22 protein-coding genes and 1 pseudogene are annotated in these 19173 nt (G+C 63.8%); 11 read left to right on the top strand and 12 right to left on the bottom strand.

Annotation, left to right across the window (positions count from 1 at the left end):
• Positions 1-6 precede the first annotated feature (6 nt).
• The 3 genes from IVA87_RS19820 to IVA87_RS19830 all read right to left on the bottom strand — a co-directional run bounded on the left by IVA87_RS19820 (position 7) and on the right by IVA87_RS19830 (position 3521).
• Positions 7-1023, bottom strand: coding sequence for a polysaccharide deacetylase family protein (locus tag IVA87_RS19820; RefSeq protein WP_247334657.1), 1017 nt, complete (start codon positions 1021-1023; stop codon positions 7-9).
• 162 nt (positions 1024-1185) lie between these two features.
• Positions 1186-1752, bottom strand: a complete 567-nt coding sequence (locus IVA87_RS19825) for a glutathione peroxidase (protein WP_247303546.1) — start codon at positions 1750-1752, stop codon at positions 1186-1188.
• A gap of 164 nt (positions 1753-1916) precedes the next feature.
• Positions 1917-3521, bottom strand: a complete 1605-nt coding sequence (locus IVA87_RS19830) for a L,D-transpeptidase (RefSeq protein ID WP_247334658.1) — start codon at positions 3519-3521, stop codon at positions 1917-1919.
• A gap of 208 nt (positions 3522-3729) precedes the next feature.
• On the opposite strand from IVA87_RS19830, the gene IVA87_RS19835 reads away from it, so the two are divergent.
• From IVA87_RS19835 to IVA87_RS19845, 3 genes are read left to right on the top strand one after another with little or no spacing between them, the layout of a single operon-like run.
• Positions 3730-4278, top strand: a complete 549-nt coding sequence (locus tag IVA87_RS19835; protein WP_247303542.1) for a CreA family protein — start codon at positions 3730-3732, stop codon at positions 4276-4278.
• 59 nt (positions 4279-4337) lie between these two features.
• Complete coding sequence (locus tag IVA87_RS19840; protein WP_247334659.1) at positions 4338-4646, top strand: hypothetical protein; 309 nt, start codon at positions 4338-4340, stop codon at positions 4644-4646.
• A 34-nt stretch (positions 4647-4680) separates the two neighbouring features.
• Entirely contained in the window at positions 4681-5043 is a 363-nt protein-coding gene (locus tag IVA87_RS19845; RefSeq protein ID WP_247303540.1) for a hypothetical protein, read from the top strand.
• Between the two features lie 8 nt (positions 5044-5051).
• On the opposite strand, the gene IVA87_RS19850 is transcribed toward IVA87_RS19845, so the two are convergent.
• Both IVA87_RS19850 and IVA87_RS19855 read right to left on the bottom strand, forming a co-directional pair.
• Positions 5052-5297, bottom strand: a complete 246-nt coding sequence (locus IVA87_RS19850; RefSeq protein ID WP_247281560.1) for a DUF6719 family protein — start codon at positions 5295-5297, stop codon at positions 5052-5054.
• A gap of 66 nt (positions 5298-5363) precedes the next feature.
• Positions 5364-6830, bottom strand: a complete 1467-nt coding sequence (locus tag IVA87_RS19855; RefSeq protein ID WP_247334660.1) for a PLP-dependent aminotransferase family protein — start codon at positions 6828-6830, stop codon at positions 5364-5366.
• 72 nt (positions 6831-6902) lie between these two features.
• On the opposite strand from IVA87_RS19855, the gene IVA87_RS19860 reads away from it, so the two are divergent.
• From IVA87_RS19860 to kynU, 5 genes are all read left to right on the top strand, one after another.
• The gene (locus tag IVA87_RS19860) at positions 6903-7628 is read left to right on the top strand and encodes a pyridoxamine 5'-phosphate oxidase family protein (RefSeq protein ID WP_247303536.1); all 726 of its coding nucleotides are present in this window, start codon (positions 6903-6905) and stop codon (positions 7626-7628) included.
• A gap of 54 nt (positions 7629-7682) precedes the next feature.
• On the top strand, positions 7683-8960 hold the full coding sequence (locus tag IVA87_RS19865; protein WP_247303535.1) for an ArgE/DapE family deacylase: 1278 nt from the start codon (positions 7683-7685) through the stop codon (positions 8958-8960).
• A 279-nt stretch (positions 8961-9239) separates the two neighbouring features.
• Entirely contained in the window at positions 9240-10049 is an 810-nt protein-coding gene (locus IVA87_RS19870) for an alpha/beta hydrolase (RefSeq protein ID WP_247303533.1), read from the top strand.
• Between the two features lie 34 nt (positions 10050-10083).
• Positions 10084-10923 carry a tryptophan 2,3-dioxygenase gene (kynA, locus tag IVA87_RS19875; RefSeq protein ID WP_247303531.1) on the top strand — a complete coding sequence of 280 codons (840 nt, stop codon included), beginning with the start codon at positions 10084-10086 and terminating at the stop codon, positions 10921-10923.
• A gap of 8 nt (positions 10924-10931) precedes the next feature.
• A complete protein-coding gene (kynU, locus tag IVA87_RS19880) occupies positions 10932-12134 on the top strand; it encodes a kynureninase (protein WP_247334661.1) in 1203 nt (400 codons plus the stop codon).
• Between the two features lie 151 nt (positions 12135-12285).
• On the opposite strand, the gene IVA87_RS19885 is transcribed toward kynU, so the two are convergent.
• Positions 12286-13068 carry a cobalamin-binding protein gene (locus IVA87_RS19885; RefSeq protein WP_247303529.1) on the bottom strand — a complete coding sequence of 261 codons (783 nt, stop codon included), beginning with the start codon at positions 13066-13068 and terminating at the stop codon, positions 12286-12288.
• 118 nt (positions 13069-13186) lie between these two features.
• On the opposite strand from IVA87_RS19885, the gene IVA87_RS19890 reads away from it, so the two are divergent.
• On the top strand, positions 13187-13588 hold the full coding sequence (locus IVA87_RS19890; protein ID WP_247303527.1) for a PaaI family thioesterase: 402 nt from the start codon (positions 13187-13189) through the stop codon (positions 13586-13588).
• A gap of 150 nt (positions 13589-13738) precedes the next feature.
• Positions 13739-14344 (top strand): GNAT family N-acetyltransferase, encoded by a 606-nt coding sequence (locus IVA87_RS19895; RefSeq protein WP_247303525.1) that lies wholly within the window; start codon positions 13739-13741, stop codon positions 14342-14344.
• A 60-nt stretch (positions 14345-14404) separates the two neighbouring features.
• On the opposite strand, the gene IVA87_RS19900 is transcribed toward IVA87_RS19895, so the two are convergent.
• The 6 genes and pseudogenes from IVA87_RS19900 to IVA87_RS19925 form a co-directional block, all read right to left on the bottom strand.
• On the bottom strand, positions 14405-14710 hold the full coding sequence (locus tag IVA87_RS19900; RefSeq protein WP_015686575.1) for a hypothetical protein: 306 nt from the start codon (positions 14708-14710) through the stop codon (positions 14405-14407).
• Between the two features lie 85 nt (positions 14711-14795).
• The gene (locus IVA87_RS19905; RefSeq protein WP_247303524.1) at positions 14796-15482 is read right to left on the bottom strand and encodes a DUF2161 family putative PD-(D/E)XK-type phosphodiesterase; all 687 of its coding nucleotides are present in this window, start codon (positions 15480-15482) and stop codon (positions 14796-14798) included.
• Between the two features lie 112 nt (positions 15483-15594).
• Positions 15595-16274, bottom strand: a pseudogene (locus tag IVA87_RS19910) (SDR family oxidoreductase).
• Positions 16275-16296: 22 nt separating this feature from the next.
• Complete coding sequence (locus IVA87_RS19915) at positions 16297-17040, bottom strand: tyrosine-protein phosphatase (RefSeq protein ID WP_247303521.1); 744 nt, start codon at positions 17038-17040, stop codon at positions 16297-16299.
• A gap of 278 nt (positions 17041-17318) precedes the next feature.
• Complete coding sequence (locus tag IVA87_RS19920) at positions 17319-17522, bottom strand: DUF2735 domain-containing protein (protein WP_247303565.1); 204 nt, start codon at positions 17520-17522, stop codon at positions 17319-17321.
• 16 nt (positions 17523-17538) lie between these two features.
• Positions 17539-17682, bottom strand: coding sequence for a hypothetical protein (locus IVA87_RS19925; RefSeq protein ID WP_247303519.1), 144 nt, complete (start codon positions 17680-17682; stop codon positions 17539-17541).
• 380 nt (positions 17683-18062) lie between these two features.
• Between IVA87_RS19925 and IVA87_RS19930 the strand changes: the two genes are divergently transcribed.
• The gene (locus IVA87_RS19930; RefSeq protein ID WP_247334663.1) at positions 18063-19097 is read left to right on the top strand and encodes a glutamine synthetase beta-grasp domain-containing protein; all 1035 of its coding nucleotides are present in this window, start codon (positions 18063-18065) and stop codon (positions 19095-19097) included.
• Positions 19098-19173 lie beyond the last annotated feature (76 nt).

A 19173-nucleotide genomic window follows, 5' to 3' on the forward strand; every position in this document is an offset into this window, starting at 1 on the left:
TGCCGTCTATTCGGAAACGGTCGTCACCACGGAATTGACCGGGCGCTGGCTCACCGTCGGCAGCTTGACGTCCTTGAGCAGCTCCTGGTCATATTCGGGCAGCGTCGAGGCCGGGAATTTTGAGCGCATCGCCACAACCTTGTAGCCGCCGGCTTTCAGGCGCTTGAGCAGCTCGGGCAAAGCTTCGGCGGTGTGCTTCTGGAAGTCGTGCATCAGGATGATGCCCTTGCCCTTGGTGTCGAGCTTTTTCATCACGGTCTCGACCACCTTCTCAGGCTTGGAGGCTTTGAAGTCGAACGAATCGATGTCGCAGGAGAAAATTCCGATGTTGCGGTTGCCGAGATAGGTGACCATCTCCGGCGGATGCTGGAGCGCAGGGAAGCGGAAGAAAGGCGAAGGCGAGATGCCGCCGAGCGCCCATTTCACCGCGGAGAGGCCCTTCTCGATCTCTTCCTTGCGCTGCGCTTCGTTGAGCTTCTTGTTGTTGAGGTTGGCATGCGACCAGGTGTGGCTGCCCACGGTATGGCCGGCCGCATAGACCTGCTTCAGGATCTCCGGCTCGTAGGTCGCGTGCTTGCCGATGGAGAAGAAGATGCCGGTGGTGCACTCGTCGGCGAGTGCCTTCAGCACGGCGGGCGTGTTCTTGGGCCAGGGGCCGTCGTCGAAGGTCAGCACCACCTCGTGGTCGCGCAGGAAGTCGAGCTCCTTGAAATGCTCGAAGCCGAAGCCGGGGCCGCCGGTGGTGTCGATCTCGACGGTGCGGGCGACACCGAGCGCGCCCGGCGTGCTGCAGGCTGCACGCGGCGGCTGCGGCGCCTGTTTCGGTGGCGGGTTAACGAAGCCCGCTGGCGCGGCAGCTACTGCGGGAGCGGGTGCCGGCGCAGCCGCCGGCGCGGAAGCGGCCGGTATCGCCGGTGCTGCTTGGGTGGTGGCCGCCGGTTTTGCGGCGGTCTGCGACCACGCCGCGCCGGTCATGCCTAGAGACATCGCGCTTGCCAAAATCAGTCCTGCCGCCACACGCATGGTGTTGTCCTCGAGATTGATCCCGTTGTTCCGCCGCGCCTTTTCCGCGGCAAAACCGTCCCGCCCCAAACGATCCTAGCCTAGAGGGTGGGCCCTCGCCATTGCAACGGCTGTTTGATGCCCCGCCACAATTGTGCCCAACGGGATGGGGCGCAACTGGCATCAAGTGTCGGCCAGCGCCTTGGCAATGGCCATTTTGACCCGCGTATCGGTCGGCGCGACGGCGGACGCAAAGACCTCGGCGATATAGCCGTCACGGCCGGTCAGATATTTGTGGAAGTTCCACTTCGGAACTTCTCGCGGCCGCGCGTCGGCGGCCCATTTGTAGAAGGGGTGCGCTTTCGATCCGATCACGACGGACTTGGCTGTGATCGGGAAGGAAACGCCGTATTGGTGGTGGGCCGTCTCGGAGATTTCGCTGGCGCCGCCGGGCTCCTGGCCACCGAAATCGTTGGAGGGCACGCCGATCACGGTGAGCCCGCGCTCGCGAAACTCGTCCCAGAGCTCCTGAAGGCCTGCATATTGCGGGGTATAGCCGCAGAGCGAAGCGGTGTTCACCACCAGCAGCGGCTTGCCGGTGTACGCGGCAAGGCGGATGTTCTCGCCGGACAATGCGGGGAAGGAGAAGGCATAGGCCGAGATCCGGCTCATGCCGCCGTCGGCAAACGCGCGCGTCATTGGCACGAGTGCGCCTGCAAGCGCGCCGAGCATGGTCCTGCGGTTCATCATGACGCCGTCCCCCGAAATGATCAGGGGTGCATGTTACTCCGCCGCTGCAATCTCACTCGTCAACACCCGTGTTATCGGTCGCGGCGAAGCACTAGACGTTTGACGCGTTTGCTTTGCGCGAAGCGGTCTCCACTTCGCTCAAAACGCTCTCGCTAATGAAGGCGCTAGTAAAGGCGGACGATGAAGTCGGTGCCTTCGCCGGTCTCGCCCTGGTTGATGCCCTGGTCGGAGACGATGATCGAGCCACCTGATGTCAGCATCTCGTTGATCTTCGCCATGGTGTCGGCCGGAATTGAGATGCGGTCGAGGGCCTCAGTCGGGCTGTCCGGCGTGACCACCGGCCTTGCGGCAACGGGGATCACGGCAGCGCCACGCTGGCGGCGTGACACGCGTCCGTCGTCATCGCGCGCAGCGGCGCGGACGGAGATCGGCAGCGACACCACCGACCAATGCAGCGCGTTGGAATCGGTCTTATCGACTTCGGCTGTGAAGACGTGCGTGCCGAGCGGCCGGTCGCTCGGGGCGATCACGACGGGCACCTCGAACAACGGCGCGAAGTTCTGTCGCACGTAGAGCTTGGAATCCTTGCGGCTGATAAAAACGGCGATCTGGCCGGCCCGCCGCGGCGCATCCGGCTTCGCCGCAGGTGCCGGATCGGCAACGCGGGTCTCGTCCTTGTCCGCGTCCGCCGAGGTGGCGAGTGCCGGAGCATCAGGCTTCTTCCGGGAATCGGCAGCTTCGGTCTTGGCAGCGCCGAGCTTGTCGTCGCTCACTGTCGAAGCCTTGGGCGCTTCTGCGGCCTCAATGGGCTTTGCGTCCATGTTCGCGGGCTTGGCGGTTTCTTCGGACTGCGGCTTGGCCGCGTCAGATGCCTCGGCGGTCTTGGTCGTGATCTTGTCGGCCGGCGCAGCCGCTTCCTCGCGGGCGGGCGCATTGCCGGTAGTCACATCCGACATCACGGTGTGGCCGACGGACGCGCGCAGCTCGAGCACGCTGTCTGCACTCGCGGTCTTCGTCTCGGCCGGCCTGGCTTCGCTGACTTTGGTTTGCGCCGCGCCCTTATCGGCTTTGTCGCTGGCGTTGATCTGCGGCGCGAGGCTGGCGGCGGGTTGCGGCGCTACGCGCACCGAGGCGAGCAGCGGATGCGAAAAGCTTTGCGGCGACATCTGGCCGGGCGCGACGATCACACGCGCGCCCATCCTGGTCCAGTTCCACATCTTCACCGCGAACGCCATTGGCATGCGGATGCAGCCATGCGAGGCCGGATAGCCCGGCAGCACGCCGGCATGCATGGCGACGCCAGACCAGGTGATCCGCTGCATGTACGGCATCGGGGCGCCGCTGTAGATGTTGGAATGGTGGAATTTGTGCTTCTGGATGACGCTGAACACACCCATCGGCGTCGAATGGCCCTTCATGCCCGTCGATACCGGAGATTCCGCGAACACGCCCTTGCTGTCGTAGACCGTCACCTTCTGCCGGTCGATCGAGACGACGATGACGAGCGGTCCTTGCGGCTTGGTGCCGGCTTCCTTCTCAGCGACGATCTCCTTCTTGCCCGCCGTGCCGCGCTTCGGCGGCTTCTGGCGCGGTATTTCGGGAAGCCGATCCTGTCGGGCGTAATAGGACCCATCAGAATAATCCGTCCAATAATAAAACGCTGCGTCAGCCTGGCTTGCCGTCCCGATCGCACCCGCCGCCGTCAAAATGGCGATCCGCCAAATCCGCGTTGGCTTGGCAGCAAAACCGGACCCGTTCACGCTGTTCATCCTCGAATCCACAACCCAAATCAATCGTTAGTCTCGCAAAAGGGATACGCGTTCACCCTTAAGGTGGTTCTGCCGTCAGCTACTTTTGTTCAACGCGTAGCAAAAAAGCCTCACAGAGCGGTAAACGGCGGCCGTGCCAACTGGCCGCTCGTCTTCCTGACCGGCCGCCTGATGCCTACATTGCGGGGACTTGTTACCGGAGAACTTCATGTCATCTCGTTTCGACGGTCTTTTCGGCATCCGTTTGAAGGGCCTCGCTTTATTCCTCCTGGCTCTGACGGTTTGCGCGGCGCCCGCCCTTGCTGCCGACGAGCCGGATCTGATCTTCCGCCGCTCGACCGTATTCAAATGGATGAGCCCGAACGACAAGCTCGCGACGTACGGCCTCGACGACCCCGAGGTCGAGGGCGTCGCCTGTCACTTCACCGTGCCGGAGAAGGGCGGCTTCAAGGGCTGGCTCGGCCTTGCCGAGGAGGTCTCGGACATCTCGCTGGCCTGTCGCCAGGTCGGCCCGATCAAGTTCAAGAACAAGATGGAGCAGGGCGACGACATGTTCCGCCAGCGCCGCTCGCTATTCTTCAAGAAGATGCAGATCGTGCGCGGCTGTGACGCCAAGCGCAACGTGCTGGTCTACATGGTCTATTCGGACAAACTAATCGAGGGTTCACCGAAGAACTCGACCTCGACCGTGCCGATCATGCCGTGGGGACCAGCGGACGCAAGCGTCCAGAAGTGCGGCGAGTTCTTCACTCACTGACGACTGCGAGGTCTGGGCCATGGCGCGACCCACCTGAAAAGATTGGGATTTTCCGGCGAATGTTTCGTCGTGCCGGACACGACGAAACAATTCTCACGAAAGATGAAACCATTTTCCGCTTTTGGCGCATCACGCACGAAACCACCCATGGTTATCAGCTTCACAACGACGGCACCGGCGGCCACCGATTCGGAGACAAGACCATGCGCGCGCTCAGCTTCATCCTTGCCTTCGGCTTCGTGCTTGCCGGTTCCTCGTTCGCGGGCTCGCCGGATGGCAGTGTTCCCGGTGTCGGCACCTTCCAGTACACCGGTTCGTCGCTGACGATCACGGCACCGCAGCCGATCGTAGTCGCCACGCGCTTCTGATCGCCAACAAGAAAAATTGCCGGCAAAGGCCATCATGATTGCTCGTTTCTGCGCCGCAGCGTTCATGTCCGTTCTGACGCTCAGCGCCGCTGCGGCGCAGGTGCGCGCTCCCTCCAGGCTGCCGGATGCCCGTGCCGAATTCGTGCGTCAGTGTGCGCCGCGCATGCTCGGGCGCTGGGAGCACCCGGAGGAGGTCTGCGGTTGCCTGCACGACCATGCCGCTGCCGTCGTCGAGGACCGCGACTTGCGTGAGGCGCTGCTGCGCGGCATCAGCGAGACCGGCGTGCCGACGATCGAGACCGACTGGGTGCCGACGTCCAAGCAGGGCGAAATCGGCCCGACCTTCACCAAAATCGCCAAGCCGACCTTGCAGTGCATGTTCGATCCGGCGAAGTGACGTTCAGATTATTTGGTTTTCGGACCGTATCGTGGCACGCAGGTGCTGGTCCGTGAAACGCCTTTGTCGGTCATCCTCGCGCCGCGCACTTCCTTGACCTGTCCGGCGGGGCAAGTTCCGTCATCCACTTGCACGCGCTGGCCGAGCTTGAGGTCCACGATGTCCTGTTCGCGGCCGACCATTGTTGCGCGCGCCGTGGAGGCGAGCGCGAGGGACATCAGGAGCGAAAGGCAGGTCGCGCGGTGTAGCAGCATGATTGAAGTCCGGCGTCGATGCCGCAATCTAGGGAGCTGGAGGCGATTCTGATAGGCGAAGCTTCGTTACGCCTGCCGGGCTGAGCTCCTCGCGCACAAGATAGCGCGCGACTCGCGCGCCAGCCGTTCGGCAGAGGCCACCAGTTGCGGAACCGTATGCCCTGAAAATCCAAGCACGAAACCGGGCAGGGGACGCGCGAGCGAATAGGTGTCGGCCAGGAGCCAGCCTTCCGCGCCGGCGGCCCGCTTGGCCTCGGCCGCGCGCGACGGATCGACCGAGGGATCGAACCGTGCGACAAGATGCAACCCTTGCGACGGCACCGGCACCGATAGCGTCCTGTCCGATTTCGCTTCCAATGTCTCCGCCAGCGCATCACGCGCCTCGCGATAGAGCTTTCGCACCCGCTTCAGGTTCGCGGCGAAGGCGCCGGAATTGAGCATGTCGGCCACCGCGCCTTCCATCAGCGTGCCGGGAAAGCGGTCGAGCGCAGCCCGTGCAGCCGTCACGTCCGCGATCAGGCGCTCGGGCAGCGCGCAATAGCCGATGCGCAGGCCCGGAAACAAGGTCTTGGCGAAGGTGCCCAGGTAGATCACGCGCTGGAGGTGATCGATCCCGGCGAGCGACATCAGCGGCGCGCCGTCATAGCGGAACTCGCTGTCGTAATCGTCCTCCAACACGAAGGCGCCGGCCTGCTTTGCCCAGTGCAGCAGTTCGAGCCGCCGTGGCATCGACATCTGGACGCCCAGCGGAAACTGGTGCGACGGCGTGACATAGGCCGCGCGCGCAGACGGCGCCGCCGAACGACCTTTGGCGACGTGCAGCCCGTGCGCGTCGACCGGAATGGGTACGGTGCGATATCCGCAATGTCCGATCGTCCGGCGCGCGATCGGATAGCCGGGGTCCTCGCACCAGACCTGGTCGCCCGTCCTAAGGATCGCGCTCAGCACGATGCGCAGCGCATGCAGCGTGCCGGACGTGAGCATGATCTGATCGGGATCGCAGCGCAGCCCTCGCGTCGATAACAGGTGATCGGCGATTGCCGCACGCAGCTCGCGACTGCCGCGGGGATCGCCATAATGCAGATGCTCGGATCCGAATGCGCGCATGCGCCGGCCCACGAAGGCGCGGAAGCGCTGCACGGCGCGCTCGTCGATATGGGTGCAGCCGAGCGCGAACGCGCCATGCTGCGGCGCTTCGACAACCGCCTTGGGTTTGTTCGCCTCGGCTGCTCGTGCAGGGATGCGCGCGGCGACGAAGGTGCCGGAGCCGACGGTTGCCTCGGCAAAACCGTCGGCGATCAGCCGCTCATAGGCAGTGACGACGGCGTTGCGGCGCAAGCCGGTCTGCTGCGCCAGTGCCCGTGAGGGCGGCAATGGCTCGCCAGGCCTGACGAGACCGGAGACGATCGTCTCGCACAGCGCCTGGTAGAGCCGGTGCGCCGCGGAGGCCCTGGCCGTGATGTGCGGACCGGTAAGGTCGAGCGGCAGCTCGGCCTTGGCCGGCGAGGGAGAATTGGTCGGAAATTTTCGCATGGAATTGGCACTATCGCAGACCAAATCCACGGCTACAACTCTCCGAATTGTTCCAATCTCCGAGGTGTGGCCGTGAGCCAGGTTGAAAACTCAAACTCCTATCCGACATCAGCGCGCAACCAGGTGAAGCGCCGTCATGACCGCGGCTTCTACGATCACGCGACCGTTCACCGCATCCTGGATTCCTCGATGCTCTGCCACGTGTCCTATGTGATCGACGGTCAGCCCTATTGCACGCCGACCTTCTTCTGGCGCGAAGGAACGAAGCTGTACTGGCATGGGAGCAGCGCCAGCCGCATGCTGCGCAATCAGACCAGGGGCGAGCGCGTCTGCCTGACGGTAGCCCATCTCGACAGTCTCGTGCTGGCGCGCTGCGGCTTCAATCACTCCGCCGATTACCGCGCGGTGATGGCGTTCGGCACCGCCTATCTCGTCACCGACCGCGAGGAGAAGGAGCGCGCCGTGATCGCGATGGTCGACCGCTTCTTCCCGGGCCGCACCGCGGGCCTGCGTCAGAGCACCGCGCAGGAGACCAGGGCGACCTCCTTCATCGCGATGGCGATCGAGGAGGCCTCGGCCAAGATCCGTGCCAAGGGCGTGGCCGATGACGATGAGGACTACGAACTCCCGATCTATGCCGAGCGCATCCCGGTGCGCACGGTGCTCGGCGCGCCCGAGCCGTGTCCGCGTTTGCTCGACGGCGTCAGCCGGCCTGCGACGTTGAATGGCTACTTCGAAGGCCGGCTGCTCGAAGATGCATTGCGGGATGCTTATTTTGTACAGTACCCGAACGGCTGAAATCGGCTAGCTTGCGCTCCATCGATGATCTGAACGCCCGATTGGAGTTGCCTGATGAACGCCGAGACGCAGCAGAGGATTCTTGACGCCGTCGACGCCGGCTTCGAAGTCCAGCTTGCGACCACCCGCGATTTCGTCGCGATCCCCTCGACCCGCGGAGCGGAGGGACCGTGCCAGGACATGATCGGCGATCTCCTGCGCGAACGCGGCTATGAGGTCGACGACTGGCACATCAATGTCGACGATCTCAAGGATCTGCGCGGTTTTGGCCCGATCGAGCATGATTTTTCGAAAGCGCGTTCGGTGGTGGGCACCTACCGTCCGCAAACCAACGTTGGAAAATCGCTGATCCTCCAGGGGCACTGCGACGTGGTGCCGGCAGGTCCGCTGGAATTGTGGGATACGCCGCCGTTCTCGCCCGTCATCAAGGACGGCAAGATGTTCGGCCGGGGTGCCTGCGACATGAAGTCGGGCACGATCGGTGCGCTCTACGCGCTGGATGCGATCAAAGCCGCGGGCTTGAAGCCTACGGCGCGGATCCACTTCCAGTCCGTGATCGAGGAGGAGAGCACGGGCGTCGGCGCGCTCTCGACGCTTCAGCGCGGCTACCGCGCCAATGCCTGCTTCATCCCGGAGCCGACCGGCGGCAAGATGGTGCGCTCTCAGGTTGGCGTGATCTGGTTTCGCCTGCGCGTGAAGGGCCATCCGACCCACGTTGCCTTCGCCGGTTCCGGCGCGAACGCAATCATGGCGGCCTATCATTTGATCCAGGCCCTACAAAAACTCGAGATCGAATGGAACGAGCGCGCCAAAGCCGACCGTCACTTCAGGACGCTCAACCATCCAATCAATTTCAATCCCGGCATCATCAAGGGCGGCGATTGGGCCTCTAGCGTGCCGGCCTGGTGCGACGTCGACTGCCGGATTGCCGTGTTGCCGGGCTGGTCGATCGCCGAGCACCAGAAGGAGATTTTGGCATGCGTCGCGGCCGCTGCGCGCAACCACCGCTTCCTCGCCAACAACCCGCCGGAGATCGAATGGTCGGGCTTCCTGTCGGAGGGGTATGAACTGACTGACGCTGCCGCACCCGAGGCCGCGTTCGGCAAGGCCTTCAATAAGGTCTACGGTGGCGCAGTCGAGGACCTCGTCTTCACTGCACTTACCGATACCCGCTTCTACGGCCTCAATCATGGCATCCCGAGCCTGTGCTTCGGCGCGAGCGGCGGCGAGATGCACGGCTTCAACGAGTTTGTCGAGCTGGAGTCGCTGAAGAAGTCCACCAAGGCGATGGCGCTGTTCATCGCGGAGTGGTGCGGAGTGGAGAAGGCGTAAGCAACCGCTTGCCCTCTCTGCCGTCAGCGAGGAGCGAAGCGACGGAGCAATCCAGACTGCCGCCGCGGAGCGATTCTGGATTCGCTTCGCTGCGCTCGCAGTCACTTAATGTGACGGCGGCTCCTCAGGGCAAAGGACATACCTTGCCGATGCGGTCCGCTGTCCGAGACACGGGCGCGGATCAATCCTTTAAGCTTAAAATAAAGGCTAGGATGGCGGCCTTGCCGGTGGCAGACTGGGGTCCGTTGCAGGGGCCTTAAATCCGCCGAGGAAATTACGATGCGCGATTGGGATGATGCTTATGCCAATTCGACCCATATCCCCGGCTCGGACAAAATGCCGGCGCTGTGGGCGGAGCGGGCGGCGGCTTACCGTGCGGGATTGAGGGATTTTCGTCCCGACGTCGCCTACGGCGCCGGTGAGCGGCAGCGCCTCGACCTGATCCTGCCCGACGGCGACAGCAAGGGCCTCGTCGTGTTCGTGCATGGCGGCTACTGGATGCGCTTTGATAAATCAGCCTGGACCGATCTTGCCGAAGGCGCAAGGCATCATGGCTGGGCCGTGGCGCTGCCGAGCTACACGCTGACACCGGCCGCACGCATCTCCGACATCACTGCCGAGATCACCGCCGCGGTCGCAAAGGCGGCCTCGCTGGTGCCAGGGCCGATCCGGCTCGCCGGCCATTCCGCCGGCGGCCATCTCGTCACGCGCATGCTGTGCGACGACAGCCGGCTCGAGCCCGCCGTCTACGATCGTATTGCCGGCACGCTCTCGATCAGCGGCCTGCACGATCTGCGGCCGCTTTTGAAGACAAGGATGAACGAGACGCTGCGCATGACCATGCAGGAGGCGACGCTCGAGAGCGCGGCGCTGCATCTGCCGCGGGGGCAGTCGCCTGTGACGGCCTGGGTCGGCGGTAACGAGCGCCCTGAATTCATCCGCCAATCCGACCTGATGGCCAACGTCTGGACCGGTTTCGACGTGCCGACGCACCTCGTCATCGATCCCGGGCTCAACCATTTTACCGTGATCGACGGGCTTAAGGATCCGTCGTCGCCGATCACCGCGCGTCTGATCGGCCTCGACTGACGAGGCGAGGGAAGATGGATCGAGAGGACTTATCATGACGTCCAGCGATTACGATCCTGCAAGCGAAGGCGCGGAGACGGATTTCGCCCGGCGCATGTCCTACGGCGACTACCTGGCGCTGGATGCGATTCTCGGCGCGCAGCATCCGCTCTCGGAAGCCCATGACGAGATGCTGTTCATCATCCAGCATCAGACCACGGAGCTGTGGATGCGCCTTGCCATCCACGAGCTCAGCGCCGCCCGCCGCGCCATCGCCGGGGATGAGGTGCAGCCCGCGATGAAGATGCTGGCGCGGGTGTCGCGCATCTTCGAGCAGCTCAATGGCGCCTGGGACGTGCTGCGGACGATGACGCCGAGCGAGTATACGCGCTTCCGCTCGCAGCTCGGGCAGTCCTCGGGCTTCCAGTCACGTCAATACAGGCTGATCGAATTCCTGCTCGGCAACCGCAACCACGCCATGCTCAAGCCGCACGCGCACGATGCGGAAACGACGAAGCTGCTCGAAGCCGAGCTCGCGACCCCAAGCCTCTATGACGAGGTGCTGCGGCTTGCCGACCGTAGTGGGCTCAAGATGCCTGCGGCCGTGCTGGCCCGCGACGTCCGCGAAACCCACAGCTTCAATGAAGGCGTACTCCAGGCCTGGCGTATCGTCTACGAGGCGCCGGAGACGCACTGGATGCTTTATGAGCTTGCCGAGAAGCTGGTCGATTTCGAGGACTATTTCCGCCGCTGGCGCTTCAACCACGTGACAACGGTCGAGCGCGTGATCGGCTTCAAGCGCGGCACCGGTGGTACCGGCGGCGTCAGCTATCTCAAACGGATGCTGGAGATCGAGCTATTCCCCGAGCTCTGGCGCGTGCGTACGATTTTGTAGAGATGGCCATGACCAAGCTACGCGTCTACGACGACACCAAGGCTTTGTTCCATCTGCCCGACGGTGTGATCTATCTTGACGGCAATTCGCTCGGCGCGCTGCCGCTCGGCGTTGCCGAGCGCGTCAATCGCGTCATCACGGCCGAATGGGGCAATGAGCTGATCCGTGCCTGGAACACCGCAGGCTGGTATGCCCAACCGCGTCATGTCGGCGATCGCATTGCGCGACTGATCGGCGCCGAGGCTGGCTCCGTGATGGTCGGAGACACGCTCTCGCTCAAGGTCTACCAGGCACTCGCGGCTGCGCTCGATATGAACGCGTCGCGCAAGGTGATCCTGTCGGACACCGGCAATTTCCCGACCGACCTCTACATGGCCGAAGGCCTGATCGAAACGCTTGGGCGCGGCCATCGATTACGTCTGGTGGCGCCGGAGGAGATCGAGGCCGCGCTGTCGGAGGAGGTCGCCGTCCTCTACATCACCGAGGTCGACTACCGCACCGGCCGCCGCCACGACATGGCGAAGCTCACTGCGAAAGCGCGTGCGCTCGGCGTCGTCACCGTCTGGGATCTCGCCCATTCCGCCGGCGCGCTGCCGGTCGATCTCTCCGGCTGCGGCGCGGATTTTGCCGCGGGCTGCACTTACAAATATCTCAACGCCGGTCCCGGCGCGCCGGCCTTCCTCTACGTTGCGCCGCGCCACGCCGACAATGTCCGCGCCGCTCTGTCGGGATGGATGGGCCATGCCAAACCGTTTGGGTTCGAGCTTGCCTATGCGGCGGCCGGCGGCGTCGAGCGCATGCGTGTCGGAACGCCGCCGGTGCTGGCGATGGCGGCGTTGGAGGCCTCACTCGACATCTGGGATCGGATTGACATCCGTGAGGTCCGTGCGCGTTCGCTGGCGCTCGGTGATCTCCTGATCGCCGAAGTTGAGCGTCGCTGCCCATCTCTGAAATTGGTGACCCCGCGCGCGCACGAGCGCCGCGGCTCGCAAATCTCCTTTGTCTTCGACGGCGGCTACGCCGCCATGCAGGCGCTGATTGCCCGAGGCGTCATCGGTGATTTCCGCGCACCAGATATCATGAGGTTCGGGATCACGCCGCTTTATGTCGGAGAGGACGAGATCGTCCGAGCCGCCGAGATCATCGAGGAGGTGATCGTAGGCGAAGTGTGGCGCCGGCCGGAATATCAGGTCGTCAATGCGGTGACGTGAGGAAAGGCGCCTCCACAGGCGTCATCGCGAGGAGCCCTTGCGACGAAGCATTCCAGAATCCTTCCACAGAGGCAGCCTGAATTGCTTCGCGGAGCCTGTCATCGGGCCGCGCTGCGCGCGGACCCGTTGGCTCGCAATGACGGCGGAGGGATCACGTCCCCCACAATGCCATCACGATCGCATCGAGCCCATCCGTCAGCGCTGCCGGTCCCGGCTGCAAGATGATCGGCGACTTGATTTCTACGATGCGGCTGTTGCGCAGCGCCGGAATCTCACCCCAGCCGTCGCGCGCGCGGATACGGGCAGGGACGACCTTCTTGCCGCACCACGAGGCGAGGATCACATCGGGCGCTGCCTCGCGCACCATCTCCGCCGATACGATGCGGTCCTTCGCCGCCTGCCGCGATCGCAGCTCCGGGAACACATCCGCGCCGCCGGCGATTTCGATCAGCTCGGAGACCCAACCGATGCCCGAGATCAGCGGATCGTCCCACTCCTCGAAATAGACTCTCGGCCGCGCCGAGGGCCGGGGCGTTGCCGCGATCGCGGCGAGGCGTCGCTCAAAACCTTGCGCGAGGTTCTCCGCGCGCTCGGCCGCACCGACAAGCGCACCAAGCGTGCGGACCATCGCCAAGATTCCGGCGACGTCACGCTGGTTGAAGACGTGGACGTCGACACCGGCGCGGACGAGATCTGCGACGATGCCGGCCTGCAGATCGGAGAAGGCCAGCACCAGCTCTGGCTCCAGCGCCAGGATCTTTGGGATGTCGGCCGAGACGAACGCCGACACCCGTGGCTTCTCCCGTCGCACCTGGGGCGGGCGCCCGGCATGTCCGGAGACGCCGACGATGCGGTCCTGCTCGCCGAGCAGGTAGAGTGTTTCGACCGTCTCCTCGGTCAGGCAGACGATGCGGTGCGGGGGGAAGTGGCGCATGCGAGCAGCCTATGCACAATGTCGGCGCCGATGTCAGCCCGCCCATTACCTTGGACGTCATTGCTTTGCCGCACGAAGCAATTCACGTTGAGACAACAAGGAATTGGAAGGAGATCCGATGACGCCGCTCGAGAAACTTAAAGTCATGAAGATGCCGTTCGCCGAGCTCAAAGGCGTCGAGTTCGTCGAGGCCGACAAGGACCGCGTGGTGGCGCGGATGACGGTCAGGCCCGACCTCTGCACGCTTCATCACACCATTCATGGCGGCGCGGTGATGGCGCTGGCGGATTCCGTCGGTGCGGCTGCGACCGTGATCAACCTGCCGGACGACGCCAAAGGCACCACGACGCTGGAAAGCAAGACCAACTTCATCGGTGGGGCCAGGGAGGGAACCACGGTGATCGCGACCGCCACCCCGGTCCACCGAGGCCGGCGGACCCAGGTCTGGACCACCCGGCTGGAAACCGAGGACGGCAAGCTTGTGGCCATCGTGACCCAGACGCAGCTCATCCTCCTATGAATGGGGGGCCTTGATTTTGTTAACGAAATAGTCGCATCCGGTGCCACTTACTTGGGCAGTTTCGCATCTTGAAAAGCTTGTTGCGATGCACAATATAGGCGGCCTAGGGATTCGAACGCCTCCTCGAGGGACACCAAGAGGAGTTTTGACGTGGTACTTGAAGAGACCGTCCGCACCGCTCCGGGCTATGTGCGGACCTTGATCCAGCAGGAAGAATTGCCGCTCCTGCGCGACCATCTGCTGAGACTGGATCCCGCAAGCCGGCACGACCGTTTCAACGGTTTTCTCGACGACAGCTTCATCGAGCGTTATGCCGCCCGCTGCGCCGACGACGGCACCGTGATCGTCGCCTACATTGTCGATGGCATGGTCCGCGGTGCGGCCGAGCTGCATCCGCCGGAGGATGATTCGCTGCCTGAGGTCGCCTTCAGCGTGGAGGCTTCCGCGCGCCGTCAGGGCGTCGGCACCGTACTGTTCCGCCGTCTGATCGCGGAAGCGCGCTGGAAGGGCTATAAGCGCCTGCGCATCACCACCGGCGCCGAGAACCACGCCATGCGGGCGCTCGCCAGGAAGTTCGGTGCGCATCTGGCTTTCCGCCACGGCGAATCGACTGGGACGATCGACCTCACGAAGACAACCGAGGCCGAGCTTGCCGATCTCGCGGCTTCGCCCTTCACAGCCGGCCGGGCCTTGCTCAGCTTCAACTCGACCTGCTGGAAGATCATCTCCAGCATGTACGGCAGTCGCGCCGCATAAGACAGAAAGCGGACCGGCAAGGCCGGTCCGCTTTTCACAGTCTGGGTAGGAAACGAGCGCTCAGGTGCCGGTGCGCTTGTCGTTGCCGAAACGGCGGACGACGCGGCGCTCGACCACCACGGAACGTTGCGCGCCCTGTTCACCGGCGATCACGCGGGTTGCGGTGATGCGGCTGTTGGTGCGGGCCTGCTTCTTGACCTCGGCCTGCACGACATCGAGCGGCATGCCCATCAGCGCTGCTGCGATCTCGGCCTGCTGCTCCTGGTCGTCGGTGATGCCGACGGCGGCGAAGATCGCCTCGTCCAGGGTGGGCGGATCGTGACGCACGCGCCGCGTGCCATATTTGGTGTTCCAGTCTGCGCTCATAACGGCCTCGTTTGATGCCGGGATACCTAGTGCCGCGAATGTTGCATTGCAATATGGAATCGGTGTGGCATCTCAGCTATGCACGTCAGGGCGGTGACGCGATACCTGCACCGAGTTCAATCCCTTGCTGTGGCCAGCGTTTCAGCGCCGCGTGCCCAGCTTCGGTGAGCCCGTAGATTCCCCGTTCAGCACGTGCGAACCAGCCATACACATTGTTAAGCAAGATCTTGCCGGCATCGGGACAGCGTTCGCGCAACTCGCTCACTCGCCGGGGGCCTTCGGCGAGGGCGGAGGCGCAGGCCAGCGCCTGCTGCCGGTAGGCCGTCATGATCGGGGCACGAGTGCTGCCGCCGAGCACGGGATCGCCCTGCCGGCGCTGATGTTCGGCGACAAGGCGCGAGCGCACTTTCGGCTCGCGGCGCGGCGCCGCCGTCGGCGGCTTCACCAGCACCTCGACCTGGCCGCGATCGGTGACCCCGAGCATGCCGAAGCCGAGCCGGCGGCACAGGTTGCGGTAGCGCGCATCGCTCTCGCGCCCTTTGCCGCGGGCCGACATTTTGCCGGCGATCCAGATCTCGTCGCCGGCCGGCGCGCGGTCGACCGCCTGAAGGATCAGCTCGAGATTGAAGGCGAGCTTGAGCTCGCCGATCACCACGACAGGTGGATCGCCGGCGCTGAGGCCCACGAGATCGCAGCCGCCGATCTCCCCCTTCACGGTGAAGCCGAGCTCTTCGAGGAAGCGTTTGACGGGCAGATAGAGCGCGGTTTCCAAAGACAAGTTCCGTGTGTGACGTCCGATCGGAGAATCACTTGCAGGCAGTTTAGAGCCTTCTCGGCTCCGATTGAATCATTGCCATCTGGCAGAGCCTCGGAACGCGATCCGCCTACACCCGCCCAGCCACCGGAATCAGCGCGCCGGTGACGCCGCTCGCGGCGTCGCTGGCGAGAAACAGGATGACTTCGGCGAGCTCCTGCGGCGTCACCCATTTGGAGAAGTCGGCTTTCGGCATGTCGGCGCGGTTGGCATTGGTGTCGATGATCGACGGCAACACCGCATTCACGGTGACCCTGCCTTTCAACTCATTGGCGAGTGCCTCGGTGAGGCGATGCACGCCTGCTTTCGAGGCCGCATAGGGGCCATGCCGGAGCCTGCCTGGAGCGCACCCATCGCCCCGATGTTGACGATGCGGCCGGCCTTGGAGGCGGCGAGATGCGGCAGCGCCGCGCGCGAGGTGTTGAGCGTGGTCAGGACATTCAGCGCATGCATGCGTTGCCAGGTCGCAACATCGCCGTCGCCGACGGTCTCGAAGGCGAAGCCGCCGGCGATGTTGATCAGCGCATCGAGCTTGCCGAAGTGCTTTGCCGCCGCCTCGATCGCCGTCTTCGCCTGTGTCGCATCGGTCAGGTCGACGCCGCCGATCTCGATGCTTTCAGGCGTTGCGGAGCCTTGTGAAGCCGCGTGATCGATCCGGGCCGTGCGCGCGCCGCGCGACTGCGCAATCTCCGCAACGACCTTGCCGAGCGCGCCGCGCGCGCCAGTCACGATCAGAACCCTGCCTTGCATCATCGTTCTCCCGGCACGCCGCCTACGATTGCAGATAACGCGCCTTCAGTGCAGTCCGTTCGGCCGCGCCGAGTTTGAGCCCGTCGCGCAAATAGGTTTCGATATCGCCATATTCCTGGCCGACGGCTTCGAACGCTGCAGCAAGGTAAGAGGCTTCGACGCTGCCGATGGCATTGCGTACGTCCTCAGGCAGATCGATCGCAGCTGTCGCATCGCGCTTGTAGTGCTGGTTGGTGAGCAGGTAGTCCTCGGCAATGACGTCATCGGGTACGCCGAGGGCATGCAGGATCAGCGCGCTGGCAAACCCGGTGCGGTCCTTGCCCGCCGTGCAATGAATCACGAGCGGCGCGCGATCTTCCAGGAGATGGCCGAACAGGTTGCGAAAGCTGTGCGTGTTGTGACGAACGTAGTTGCGATAGGATTCGCGCATGATCTCCAGCGCGACCGGTGCCGTCAGCGTGCCCCGAGCGAGTTCGGCGCGCAGCGCAGCGACGACGGTCGGCTCGATCGGCAGTGAGTGCACGGTGATCTCGTTCACGACGCAGACGCCGGCCGCGCGCTCCTCCAGCCCACGGAAATCGAAGGCGCTTCGCACCCCCAGCGCTCGGACGATCTCGATGTCGGCTGCAGTGAGGTCGCCGAGATGGTTGGAGCGGAAGATCTGCCGCCAGCGCGTGATGCGGCCGTCGGTGGTCGGATAGCCGCCGAGATCGCGAAAATTGCTGGCGCCTTGCAGGGCGAGGTGGCGGGCAGGGGAGTCGGACATGAGATCAGCTTGGGTTGTGGTTCCACCGGACGCGCTGCGGCGGCCTTGAGGATACTACAGAGGCCGATCATGGGCCGACACAAGGCCATTGTTTTGGCCATCGCCATGCTGTCGGCCAGGACCGGGGCCATGACGATCAGACATCTGAAGCGGCCGGTCACGGCCTGCGCGGTGATCTGAACGGCCTTGTATCTGCAGGAATCAAAAAGGGCCGAAACACCGTGGCTTCGACCCATTTTTGAACTGCCGCCGGCGTTTGCGAGAGCGCGACGGTATCGTCAGCGATCCCATTTCGGCTTGGCTTCGTCCACCGCGTCCTGGTGATACCAACTGTCGCTGCATATCGAGACGTTGGTGGGAAGCGAAGCATGATCCGCGGGAAGACGGGTCTCGCCATAGCGGCGTCCCCCAAGAGCTGCGCGGCCCCCGGCAGGGAATTGGTAGATCTTCGCAGTTCCGTGACTCAGACCATTGTTCATCATTGCGATTTCTCCTTGGTCAAAGCGCCTTGGCCTCCATGGTGCGCCCGACTCGTTCGATTGTGGTTACTGAAATCTCCATATCGGCGGCGCCCCCCGAATTGGAAAGTGCTGAAAAGGAAATCAGTTGCCGCCCAATTTCTAGGCAGATGGTCTGCTGCATCTCCTAAGGCACGGCGTCGCTGACCAACGGCTGGGCTATTCCAAAGGTTGCTAGGCAGTGGGGTAGGACTTTACGAAAGTTGCTGGGCCTTGATGCGCGTTTCATCGGCAGCGTTCAGCATTGTGGCGCCTGCTTCAGAATCGGGCGCTTTTGCCGGGATTTTTGCGGTGCAGCTTCACGCTAAGGTGCGCGGCTATGACGCAGATTGTTGGGGCCGGTCTGTCAGCTCCAAGCCGGCGCCGACCGCGCTGGAAAATACGCCGCAGTGCGGCCTTTTGGCACGTAAAATGCTTGTAAGGGGCCGGCCGATGGTGGCCGGGTACAAACGTGCGGGGACCCCCAGGGCCCCCAACCTTTCGCATCATCTACAGAGAGGCTCAATGACCAAGTACAAGCTCGAGTACATCTGGCTCGACGGATATACGCCGACTCCGAATTTGCGCGGCAAAACTCAGATCAAGGAATTCGCGTCGTTCCCGACGCTCGAGCAGCTTCCGCTCTGGGGCTTCGATGGCTCCTCGACCCAGCAGGCCGAAGGTCATAGCTCCGATTGCGTGCTGAAGCCGGTCGCCGTCTTCCCGGACGCCGCGCGCACCAACGGCGTGCTCGTGATGTGCGAAGTCATGATGCCCGATGGCAAGACCCCCCATCCATCCAACAAGCGCGCCACCATCCTCGACGATCCCGGCGCCTGGTTCGGCTTCGAGCAGGAGTACTTTTTCTACAAGGACGGTCGTCCGCTCGGCTTCCCGTCCTCGGGCTATCCGGCCCCGCAGGGTCCGTATTACACCGGCGTCGGCTACTCGAACGTTGGCGACGTCGCCCGCAAGATCGTCGAAGAGCATCTCGACCTCTGCCTCGCTGCCGGAATCAACCATGAAGGCATCAACGCGGAAGTCGCCAAGGGCCAGTGGGAATTCCAGATCTTCGGCAAGGGCTCCAAGACCGCTGCCGACCAGATGTGGATGGCCCGCTACCTGATGCTGCGTCTCACCGAGAAGTACGGCATCGACATCGAGTTCCACTGCAAGCCGCTCGGCGACACCGACTGGAACGGCTCGGGCATGCACGCCAACTTCTCGACCGCCTATATGCGCGAAGTCGGCGGCAAGGAGTATTTCGAGGCGCTAATGGCGGCGTTCGAGAAGAACCTGATGGACCACATCGCCGTTTACGGCCCGGACAACGACAAGCGTCTGACCGGCAAGCACGAGACCGCGCCCTGGAACAAGTTCAGCTACGGCGTGGCCGACCGCGGCGCCTCGATCCGCGTTCCGCACTCCTTCGTCAACAACGGCTACAAGGGCTATCTGGAAGACCGTCGTCCGAATTCGCAAGGCGACCCCTACCAGATCGCTTCACAGATCCTGAAGACGATCTCATCCGTGCCGACCAACAAGAAGGCCGCGGCCTAAGATCCTTCCGCCCCGGGCTAGGGGGCTGGCCCGGGTTGGTCTCAAATCCGCCGGAGCTGCAGGGCTCCGGCGGATT

It is taken from the genome of Bradyrhizobium sp. 147 (assembly GCF_023073935.1).
Lineage (GTDB): Bacteria > Pseudomonadota > Alphaproteobacteria > Rhizobiales > Xanthobacteraceae > Bradyrhizobium.

Bases quoted from the DNA above. Each gene is read 5' to 3' on its own strand.
- IVA87_RS19825 (WP_247303546.1), bottom strand. From the start codon at position 1,752: ATGATGAACCGCAGGACCATGCTCGGCGCGCTTGCAGGCGCACTCGTG.
- kynA (WP_247303531.1), top strand. From the start codon at position 10,084: ATGACGTCCAGCGATTACGATCCTGCAAGCGAAGGCGCGGAGACGGAT.
- kynU (WP_247334661.1), top strand. From the start codon at position 10,932: ATGACCAAGCTACGCGTCTACGACGACACCAAGGCTTTGTTCCATCTG.
- IVA87_RS19840 (WP_247334659.1), top strand. From the start codon at position 4,338: ATGTTTCGTCGTGCCGGACACGACGAAACAATTCTCACGAAAGATGAA.
- IVA87_RS19925 (WP_247303519.1), bottom strand. From the start codon at position 17,682: ATGCAGCAGACCATCTGCCTAGAAATTGGGCGGCAACTGATTTCCTTT.
- IVA87_RS19915 (WP_247303521.1), bottom strand. From the start codon at position 17,040: ATGTCCGACTCCCCTGCCCGCCACCTCGCCCTGCAAGGCGCCAGCAAT.
- IVA87_RS19820 (WP_247334657.1), bottom strand. From the start codon at position 1,023: ATGCGTGTGGCGGCAGGACTGATTTTGGCAAGCGCGATGTCTCTAGGC.
- IVA87_RS19830 (WP_247334658.1), bottom strand. From the start codon at position 3,521: ATGAACAGCGTGAACGGGTCCGGTTTTGCTGCCAAGCCAACGCGGATT.
- IVA87_RS19890 (WP_247303527.1), top strand. From the start codon at position 13,187: ATGACGCCGCTCGAGAAACTTAAAGTCATGAAGATGCCGTTCGCCGAG.
- IVA87_RS19865 (WP_247303535.1), top strand. From the start codon at position 7,683: ATGAACGCCGAGACGCAGCAGAGGATTCTTGACGCCGTCGACGCCGGC.
- IVA87_RS19845 (WP_247303540.1), top strand. From the start codon at position 4,681: ATGATTGCTCGTTTCTGCGCCGCAGCGTTCATGTCCGTTCTGACGCTC.
- IVA87_RS19850 (WP_247281560.1), bottom strand. From the start codon at position 5,297: ATGCTGCTACACCGCGCGACCTGCCTTTCGCTCCTGATGTCCCTCGCG.
- IVA87_RS19855 (WP_247334660.1), bottom strand. From the start codon at position 6,830: ATGCGAAAATTTCCGACCAATTCTCCCTCGCCGGCCAAGGCCGAGCTG.
- IVA87_RS19885 (WP_247303529.1), bottom strand. From the start codon at position 13,068: ATGCGCCACTTCCCCCCGCACCGCATCGTCTGCCTGACCGAGGAGACG.
- IVA87_RS19920 (WP_247303565.1), bottom strand. From the start codon at position 17,522: ATGATGAACAATGGTCTGAGTCACGGAACTGCGAAGATCTACCAATTC.
- IVA87_RS19835 (WP_247303542.1), top strand. From the start codon at position 3,730: ATGTCATCTCGTTTCGACGGTCTTTTCGGCATCCGTTTGAAGGGCCTC.
- IVA87_RS19870 (WP_247303533.1), top strand. From the start codon at position 9,240: ATGCGCGATTGGGATGATGCTTATGCCAATTCGACCCATATCCCCGGC.
- IVA87_RS19900 (WP_015686575.1), bottom strand. From the start codon at position 14,710: ATGAGCGCAGACTGGAACACCAAATATGGCACGCGGCGCGTGCGTCAC.
- IVA87_RS19930 (WP_247334663.1), top strand. From the start codon at position 18,063: ATGACCAAGTACAAGCTCGAGTACATCTGGCTCGACGGATATACGCCG.